This window comes from Sphingobium sp. WR1, assembly GCF_059693745.1.
Genome location: NZ_JCATID010000017.1, coordinates 128,011 through 137,131, shown reverse-complemented (window position 1 = coordinate 137,131; position 9,121 = coordinate 128,011). Strand labels below are relative to the sequence as shown.

The following is a 9,121-nucleotide window of genomic DNA, read 5'->3' as shown; positions in this document are numbered from 1 at the left end:
ATGCCCGAAATCCGCAAAACAGGCTCCCGACACAAGGCCCACATAACCCGTGCCGATCATCGTGATTTTCATGAGGTGCTCTGGCTCCACATAATATGAAACGGTGCATCGCCCGCCGGCGCCATAATCGTTACGGCTGGCGTTCGCTGCATTGCAGCGTGGAACTGGCATGACGTTCAGCGCCTGTATACCAATTTCTGCGAAGAGAAGGCCAAACGACATTTTAGGAAGACGATGTGAAGATAGCGCTGGTTTTTGGTACCCGCCCGGAGGCGATCAAGATGTTTCCGGTGGTGCACGCATTGCAGGCGAAGGCCGGGATCGAGGTGCGTGTCATCGTGACCGCGCAGCATCGCGGCCTGCTGGATCAGGTGCTGGAGATTGCCGGGATCGTCCCTGACATCGACCTGGACGTGATGGTGCCCAACCAGACGCTGGACGGGCTGACCGCCAGGCTGGTCGTCGAACTGGGCAAGGCGTTCGACGCCGAAAAGCCCGACCGGGTGGTCGTGCATGGCGACACGCTGACGACCATGGTGGCGAGCCTCGCCGCCTATTATCGCAAGATTCCGGTCGCCCATGTCGAGGCGGGCCTGCGCAGCGGCGACATTCACCATCCCTGGCCCGAGGAGGTGAATCGCCGCGTCGTCGCCTGCATCGCCGACATGAACTTCGCGCCGACCCAGGCGGCCGCCGACGCGCTGCTGGCTGAGAATCGCGATCCCGCCAGCATTCATATCACCGGTAATACCGTGATCGACGCCCTGTTGGCGACGCGCGCGCGGGTGTTGGCGCAACCGTCGCTGGCGAGCGGGCTGAACGACCTCGCCGCACGCTTCGCCGGCAAGCGGATCGTCGCCGTCACCAGCCACCGGCGGGAGAATTTCGGCGGCGGCATGGAAGCGATCGCCCGATCGATCGCCGATATCGCCGCGCGGCCCGATGTGGCGGTGATCTTCCCGGTCCACCCCAACCCCAATGTCCGGCCGGTGATGGATGCGGTGTTGGCGGACAAGCCCAATGTCGCGATGATCGAGCCGCTCGACTATCCCCATTTCGTGCGACTGCTGGACCTGTGCCATCTGGTGCTGACCGACAGCGGCGGCGTGCAGGAGGAAGCCCCCTCGCTCGGCAAGCCGGTGCTGGTGATGCGCGAGACGACCGAGCGGCCCGAAGGGGTGGAAGCCGGGACGGCGAAGCTGGTCGGCGCCGACCGGCAGCGGATCGTGCGCGAGGTGTTGGCGCTGCTGGATGATGAGGACGCCTATCAGGCGATGGCGCGCGCGCATAATCCCTTCGGTGACGGCAAGGCGGCGGAGCGGATTGCGGGGGTGATCGCCGCAGTTTAGCGCACCATCACCGTCCCATTACCAAAATTTTCAGCATTTCCGGGCAAAATGCAGCTACGCAAAAGCAGTTAGATCAAAACGGCTCAAAGGATCACTCGCCTCATGCCCGTCGACACCAAGCAGAAGGTTTCCGTCATCGGCCTTGGCTATATCGGCCTGCCGACCGCCGCGCTGATCGCGCGCGGGGGATGCCAGGTCGTGGGCGTGGACGTGTCCGCCCATGTGGTGGAGACGGTCAATTCGGGCCGCGTCCATATCGAGGAAGTCGATCTCGATGGCCTGGTGCAGGGCGTGGTGGCGCGCGGCAATCTGCGCGCCAGCCTTGCGGTCGAGGAAAGCGACGTCTTCATCATCGCCGTGCCGACCCCGGTGGCGGAGGATCGCGCGCCCGACATCAGCTATGTGCTGAACGCCGCGCGGACGATCGCGCCGGTGCTGAAGGCGGGCGACACGGTGATCCTCGAATCCACGTCCCCGGTCGGCACGACCGAGGCGATGCGAGATGTGATCGGATCGATCCGCGCCGATCTCAAGATGCCAGGCCAAAATCCTGCAAATGGGGGTGTTCAGGGCGACATCGCCATCGCCTATTGCCCGGAGCGGGTTCTGCCCGGCCGCATCCTGGTCGAACTGATCGACAATGATCGCTGCATCGGCGGCATCACGCCGCGCTGCGCGCGCAAGGCGCTGGGCTTCTACCGCCAGTTCGTGCGCGGCGCCTGCATTACCACCACCGCTCGCGCGGCCGAGATGGTGAAGCTGGTCGAGAACAGCTTCCGCGACGTCAATATCGCCTTCGCCAACGAATTGTCGGTGATCGCGGAGAATATGGACATTGACGTGTGGGAGGTGATCCGCCTCGCCAACCGGCATCCGCGCGTCAACATCCTCAACCCCGGTCCGGGCGTCGGCGGCCATTGCATCGCCGTCGATCCCTGGTTCATCGTCCATGGCGATCCCGAAAATGCCCGCATCATCCGCACCGCGCGCGAGGTGAATGACGGCAAGACCGACTATGTCGTCGCGAAGGCCTCCGACATGATCGACGATTTTCCGCAGGAGGACGTCGCCTGCCTCGGCCTCGCCTTCAAGGCCAATATCGACGATTTCCGCGAAAGCCCGGCGGTGAAGGTCGCCGCGCGCCTTGCCCGCCGCTATGGCCGCCGCGTCAAGCTGGTCGAGCCTTATGCGCGGGAACTGCCGATGGATTTCGCCGGAACGGGCGCCGAACTGATCGATCTCGATACGGCTCTGGAACAATGTGGCCTGTTCGTCATTCTGGTCGATCATGACATGTTCAAATCGGTCCCCGTCGACGAGCGCGCCGGCAAGGCAGTCTATGATACGCGGGGCATCTGGCCCGATCAGCCCCGTCGGATCGCGGCATCCGCGGCGGACCGAATCGCCGTCTGACCGTCAGCGCGCCGGTGCGCCCCGTCGCGCCGGCGGTTGCCATCCCCCCGTCCCGTCGTTAACCCCCGGTGCCGACGGCGCTTGTCTGCGCTATGGATCAATCGCCAGAGGGGGATATGAGGCATGAAGCGCAGGCGCTCGCCGCGACTTTGGATGGCTGTCCTGGCTCTGCCGGGACTGGCGGGCTGCGCGACGGTCGAGAAAGCGCCCAGGGGCGAGGCCGCCTATGCGGTCGTGCCGCCGCCCCCGGCCGTCGGTATGGATTATCGCGTCGCGCCCGACGATGTGTTGCGCATCAGCGTCTATCATGAGCCGGACCTGTCGCTGGAGGATGCGCAGGTGACAGCCACAGGCATGGTGCGGATGCCGCTAATCGGTGATGTGTCGATCGGCGGATTGACCGCCGGGGAAGCGGCTGACGTCATCGCCGGCCGGCTGGGCGATCGGTATCTGGTCTCGCCGCAAGTGACGATCTTCGTGAAGAAGGCTGTCGGCCGGCGCGTCACGCTGGACGGCGAAGTGCGCGAACCGGGCCTTTATCCGTTCGATGGGCGCTTGACCCTGTCGCAGGCGTTGGCGTTGGCCAAGGGGCCGACACGGCTTGCGGGCCTCAATCAGATCGTCGTTGTGCGCCGGATGGATGGGCAGCGCCAGGCGGCGATGTTCGACCTTGGCGCCATCCGCAAGGGCAAGGCGCCTGATCCTGAAATATTGCCCGGCGACCAGGTGATCGTCGGCCTCTCGCGCGCCAAAGCCATATTGGGCGGCGCGCTGATCGCGGTGCCGGTCCTCGCGGCGGGCTTCATCGCGCTGAACGGAGACCATTGATGGCCGCGCCCCTCACCGAAACCGTCGACAGCGCCGAAATGGAGGGCGCGGGCGCGCGCCTGTCGCGCAGCGCCCATCTCTATTGGACGGTGCTGCGCCGCCATCGCGTGATCCTGTTCGTCACCATGGCGCTCTGCCTGCTGGCGGCCTTGCTCTATATCCTGTTGTCGACCCCGGACTATCGCGCGACCGCCTCGGTCGAGGTGGAGGATCTGCCGGCTGGCGCGGCGGGCGCGGGCACGCCGCGGCCCAGCACCGATGATACCGAAACGGTGATGCAGACCGAACTGGAAGTGCTGCGCAGCCGCGCGCTCGCGGAGGAGGTCGCGCGCAGCCTCGCTTTGGTCGGCACGCCGACCTTCTTCGAAGGCATGGGCGTCAGCCGGCCGAAGCAAGGGGCGGGCGGCCTCAGCCAGCGGCAGGTGGAGCAGGAACGGGTCGTCGCCCTGTTGCGGCAGAATCTGGAAGTCGACCTGCCGGGCAAGTCGCGGGTCATCCACATCAGCTTCGTCAGCGCGGACCCGGTTCTGTCGGCGCGGGTCGCCAACAGCTATGCCGACAGCTTGATCCGCACCGACCTGAAGCGGGGCTTCGAATCGGGCGTGCAGGCGCGCCGCTTCCTGCTGGGTGAGTTGGACGGGGCGCGGCGCGACCTGTCGCGGGCCGAGCGCGACCTGGCCGTCTACGCCGCGCGCGCGGGCGGCGCGCCGGTGGAGCCGGAGCAGGGTGCGGAGGACAAGGCCCAAGTGAAGCCAAAACCGGCCGAACCCAAATTCGCGCCGTCCGAAGGATCGATCGAAACCCGGCTGGCGCAGCTCAACGGCTATCGCGCGCAGGCGGTGTCGGACCGGATCGCGGCCCAGAAGCGCTGGGAAAGCGCGCGCCGCGCCAGCGTGGAAACATTGCCCGAAGTGCTGAACAACGGCGCGATGCAGGCGCTGATGGCGGAGCGCGCCAAGGTGCGCGCCTCGCTGGTCGAGGAACGGCAGTTCCGCAAGGACGCCCACCCCGAAATGCGCGAGGCGCGCGCGAAATTGGCGGCGCTGGACGATCAGGCGCAGGAAATGGCGAACCGCATCCGCGCCTCGCTCAGGGAACAATATGACGTCTCCGTCCATGGCGAAAAGCAGATCGCCTCGGAGATTGCGGAACTGGAACGCGACGCCCAGACCGCCCGCGGCCGCGACGTGCAGATGGGCATCTACGAACGCACGGTCGACACCTATCGGATGCTGCATGACAGCCTGTTGCAGCGTTATCGCGACATGGCGTCGCAGGCCGGATTCCAGGCCGGGCGCATCCAGCCGCTCGACCGCGCGGCGGTGCCGGCGCGGCCCTTCTCGCCCAAGGTCGGCGAGACTTTGCTGCTCGCGGCGCTGGGCGGGCTGGCGCTGGGGCTGCTGCTGGTGGGCGCGCGGCACATCTTTGACGACGCGGTGACGTCGGCCGATACGCTGGCGGAGCGGGTCGGCCTGCCGCTGCTGGGTTCGGTCCCGGTGACGGGCGACAATCCCCAGCCGCCCGAAATCTTCACGCCGATCGCGCGTTCCCTGCTGCTGGCGTCGTCTGGCGGCCTGCCACGTTCCATCCTCGTCACCAGCGCGCAGGAAGGGGAAGGCAAGTCGCTAACCCTCAACGCCCTGTCGCGCGCGCTGGCCGGACTGGGGAAGAACGTGCTGGTCATCGACGGCGACATGCGCCGTCCGGTGCAACATGCGCTGTTCCGCGTCGCGCCGGGCAAGGGCATCAGCGAGGTGCTGACCGGCCAGGCCAGGGCGCCGGAGGCGATCATCCCGACCGGGGTCGAAAGGCTGTCCCTGCTGCCCTGCGGCGCGGTGCCGCCCAACCCGACGGAACTGCTGGCGACCCCCGCCCTCGATACGCTGCTGGCGATGGTGCAGGATGAGTATGATACGATCCTAATCGATGCGCCGCCGATTCTGGGGCTGGGCGACACGCCCCTGCTGTGCACGCGGGTGCAGGCGAGCCTGATGGTGGTCGAATGGGGCCGCAACCATCATGGCGGCCTGCGCGTCTCGGTCGAACGGCTGCGCCGCGCGGGCGGCGTCATCATCGGCGCCATCCTGACCAAGCAGCAGGGCCGCGCGCTGGAATATGATTATCACCGGGGCGGATGACCGCCCTACAGAACATCTCCGAACATGAACCAGATGAGCGCGAGCCAGGCGATCAGGCCCACGGCGCCCAGCATCACGCCGGAACGGGCGCGGATGGCGGGCCACAGGCCGCGCGGTTCGTCTTCGTCTTCGATCTCCATCCGCTCCGCCTAACGGCGGACAGGCTGAGGCTCAAGCCTCCAGGCGACCTGTCGATCTATCCGGCCGCCTCCTCGGTCACGGCCGGCGCATCGGCGCGATTGACGGCCATAAGCCGGCTGGTGAAACTTTGGCGCCACCAACTGATGTCCTGCGTCTCCACGCTGTCCATCATCGCGCGCCAGCGCCGCTTGCGTTCGTCGAGCGGCATGGCGAGCGCGCGGTTGATGGCGTCGGACATTTCCTCCGGGCTGTAGGGATTGATCAGCAGCGCATCCTTGAGCTGCATCGCGGCGCCCGCGAAGCGTGAGAGGATGAGGACGCCAGGATCCTCCGGGTCCTGCGCGGCCACATATTCCTTGGCGACCAGGTTCATGCCGTCGCGCAGCGGGGTGACGAGGCCGATCTTCGCCGCGCGATAGATGCCGGCCAGCTTGTCGCGGGGATAGCCCTGGTTGACGTAGCGGATCGGCGTCCAGTCGACGTCGCTATATTCGCCGTTCATGCGGCCGGCGATCGAATCCAGCGTGGCGCGAATCTGCTGGTAGCTTTCCACTTCCCCGCGCGATGGCGGCGCGATCTGGGTCAGCACGACCTTGCGATGCTGTTCAGGATGGTCCTTCAGGAACCGGCCATAACCGTTGAACCGCTCCTCCAGCCCCTTGCTGTAATCCAGCCGGTCGACGCCGACGATCATGGTGCGGTTCTGCAAGGAGGCGCGGACCAGTTCGCCCATCTCGTCCGCCGCCTGGCTGACGGCGGCATCCTTGAACTCCTGGGCGTTGATGCCGATCGCGCAGCTGATGGCCTGGATGGTCCGGTCGCCTACGGTCACATAATCGCCGTCCACCGTCCCGCCCATTTCCTTCTCCACATAATGGCGGAAGGATTCGAGCCATTCCTCGGTATGAAAACCGACGACGTCATAGGCGAACAAAGTGCTCACCAGCTTGGTATGATGGGGCAGCGACACCAGCAGCCGCGTCGGCGGCCAGGGGATGTGGAGGAAGAAGCCCATGCGGTTCTTCAGTCCCTTGTCGCGCAACATCTGGCCCAGCGGGATCATGTGATAGTCGTGGACCCAGATGATGTCTTCCGGTTCGATCAGCGGGCTGGCGATGTCGGCGAAGCGCTGGTTGACGCGATTATAGCCGCCTTCGAAATCGCGGGCATATTCGGCCAGGTCGATGCGGAAATGGAACAGCGGCCAGAGCGTCTTGTTGGCGTAGCCGTTATAATATTCGTCGACATCCTGTTCCTCCAGGTCGATCGTCGCCGTCTTGACGCCATCGTCTTCGGCAAATCCGATATGGCCGGTGAAATTGTCGGTCGTCTCGCCCGACCAGCCGACCCAGATGCCGCGGCTTTCGCGCAGGGCCTGCGACAGGGCGACGGCCAGCCCGCCCTGATTGCCGGTCGTGCTGGGGCGACTGACCCGGTTGGAAATGACGATCAAACGACTCATCGCATCGCGCTCCACGGTTTGCTCAGCAAGACGGCGCAGTTGATGATGCCGACCAATGAGTAGGTTTGGGGATAATTGCCCCAGAGTTCCCCGGTGATGGGGTCGATATCCTCGGACAGCAGTCCGGCGGCGGTGCGGCGCGACAGCATTTCCCCGAACAATGTCCGCGCTTCCTCCGTGCGGCCGGTGCGGTGCAGCGCCTCGATCAGCCAGAAGGTGCAGACGTTGAAGGCCGTGACCGGCTCGCCGAAATCGTCGGGCGCGCTGTAGCGCAGCATGTCGTTGCCCCGCCGCAGGTCGGCTTCCAGCGCGGCGAGCGTGCCGACGAACATCGGATCGTCGGCGGTCAGGAAGCGCAGGTCGAGGAGCTGGAGCAATGATGCATCGCGCGCATCATCCTCGAAATTGGCGGAAATCGCCTTGCTGTCCGCGCGCCAGGCGGCTTCCAGAATGCGCGCCTTCATCGTGTCGGCGCGGTTCTGCCAATGGGCGGCGCGCAGCGGCAGGTCGAGTGCGGTGGCGGCATGGGCAAGGCGGTCGCACGCCGCCCAGCACATGACCGCGCTATAGCTGTGAACATGGGCGCGCGTGCGCAATTCCCACAGGCCCGCATCGGGCTGGTCATAAACGGCCCAGGCACGTTCGCCGACCGCTTCCAGCGCCTCGAAATCGGCGTGGCCCGCCATGCGCAGCAACCGCTGGTCGATGAAGCCCTGGACCGAGGACAGGACGATCTGGCCATAGGCGTCATGCTGGATCTGTTCATAGGCCGCGTTGCCGACCCGCACCGGCCCCATGCCGCGATAGCCGGGCAGGCTCTCCGCCTCCCATTCGCGCAGCGTCGCATTGCCGCGCACGTCGTAGAGCGGCTGGATATGGCCGCCCTTCGCGCCATCCACGATGTTGCGCAGATAGACGAGATAGGATTCCAGGACATCGAGCGCGCCAAGACGGTTCAGCGCTTCCACCGTATAATAGGCGTCGCGCACCCAGCAGTAGCGATAGTCCCAGTTGCGGCCGCTGTCGGCATGTTCGGGGATGGAGGTGGTGAGCGCGGCGACGATCGCGCCGGTTTCCTCATGCTGGCAAAGTTTCAGGGTGATGGCGGATCGGATCACCGCCTCCTGCCATTCGGGCGGGATGGCGAGGCTGCGCACCCAAAGCTGCCATTCATGGATGGTGTCGTCCAGCATCCGCTCGATCGCCGGGCGCAGCGCGTCGGAAAAGCCTTCGTCCGGCCCCATGAAGAAATGCATGTCCTGTTCCAGCCGGAACCAGCTTTCCTGGGAGATGAGGCCGATCGGCGCATTGGTCGACACGCGCATCGCCATGTAGGACAGGACCATGCGGATATGGTTGGAGCCGTAGCTGATCGGCACCCTGTCGGCGTTCCAGCTGGTGGTGGGGCGCAGCTTCACGCGGATGCGGGGGCTGCCCGCCACCGGCCGCACGATGCGGATGAAGGCGACCGGCCGGTACATGCGCCCCTTATGCTTGTGGCGGGGGCAGAAATCATAGGTTTCGATCGCATTGCCCTGCGTGTCGCTCTGGCGCGTGACGAGTATCGGCGTGTTGCGGATATAATGTTGTTCGACCGCGACGCAATTTTCCAGTTCGATCGCCCAAAAGCCGCGCGACTGGCTGTCGTCCCAGGCCTTGTGATCCAGCAGCGCGGAAAAGACCGGGTCGCCGTCGACGCGCGGCACGCAGGCCCACACCATGCGGCCCGCACGGTCGATCAGCGCGGAAGCCTGGCAATTACCGATGGGCCAGAGGTCGAGCGTCCGCTC

General features: G+C 65.7%; 8 protein-coding genes. 4 read left to right on the top strand and 4 right to left on the bottom strand.

The features are described from left to right. On the bottom strand, positions 1-222 hold a 222-nt coding region (locus AC58EF_RS18925), incomplete at its 3' end, for a hypothetical protein (protein WP_497277910.1). A gap of 14 nt (positions 223-236) precedes the next feature. On the opposite strand from AC58EF_RS18925, the gene wecB reads away from it, so the two are divergent. From wecB to AC58EF_RS18905, 4 genes are all read left to right on the top strand, one after another. After that, positions 237-1,349: a non-hydrolyzing UDP-N-acetylglucosamine 2-epimerase gene (gene wecB / locus AC58EF_RS18920; RefSeq protein ID WP_497277909.1), complete on the top strand. Its 1,113-nt coding sequence runs from the start codon at positions 237-239 to the stop codon at positions 1,347-1,349. Positions 1,350-1,451: 102 nt separating this feature from the next. Beyond that, positions 1,452-2,762 carry a UDP-N-acetyl-D-mannosamine dehydrogenase gene (wecC, locus tag AC58EF_RS18915; RefSeq protein WP_497277908.1) on the top strand — a complete coding sequence of 437 codons (1,311 nt, stop codon included), beginning with the start codon at positions 1,452-1,454 and terminating at the stop codon, positions 2,760-2,762. A gap of 153 nt (positions 2,763-2,915) precedes the next feature. After that, entirely contained in the window at positions 2,916-3,590 is a 675-nt protein-coding gene (locus tag AC58EF_RS18910) for a polysaccharide biosynthesis/export family protein (protein ID WP_497277907.1), read from the top strand. Continuing rightward, a complete protein-coding gene (locus AC58EF_RS18905; RefSeq protein ID WP_497277906.1) occupies positions 3,590-5,728 on the top strand; it encodes a GumC family protein in 2,139 nt (712 codons plus the stop codon). Before AC58EF_RS18910 ends, AC58EF_RS18905 begins: the two co-directional genes overlap by 1 nt. A gap of 5 nt (positions 5,729-5,733) precedes the next feature. Here the strand turns inward: AC58EF_RS18905 and AC58EF_RS18900 are convergent, their stop codons facing one another. The 3 genes from AC58EF_RS18900 to AC58EF_RS18890 are packed head-to-tail and all read right to left on the bottom strand — an operon-like array spanning position 5,734 to position 9,097. Beyond that, positions 5,734-5,868, bottom strand: a complete 135-nt coding sequence (locus AC58EF_RS18900) for a hypothetical protein (protein ID WP_497277905.1) — start codon at positions 5,866-5,868, stop codon at positions 5,734-5,736. 56 nt (positions 5,869-5,924) lie between these two features. Next, complete coding sequence (otsA, locus tag AC58EF_RS18895) at positions 5,925-7,331, bottom strand: alpha,alpha-trehalose-phosphate synthase (UDP-forming) (protein ID WP_497277904.1); 1,407 nt, start codon at positions 7,329-7,331, stop codon at positions 5,925-5,927. Continuing rightward, a complete protein-coding gene (locus AC58EF_RS18890) occupies positions 7,328-9,097 on the bottom strand; it encodes a glycoside hydrolase family 15 protein (RefSeq protein ID WP_497277918.1) in 1,770 nt (589 codons plus the stop codon). The genes otsA and AC58EF_RS18890 overlap by 4 nt, the downstream gene beginning before the upstream one ends. Between the last annotated feature and the right edge of the window lie 24 nt (positions 9,098-9,121).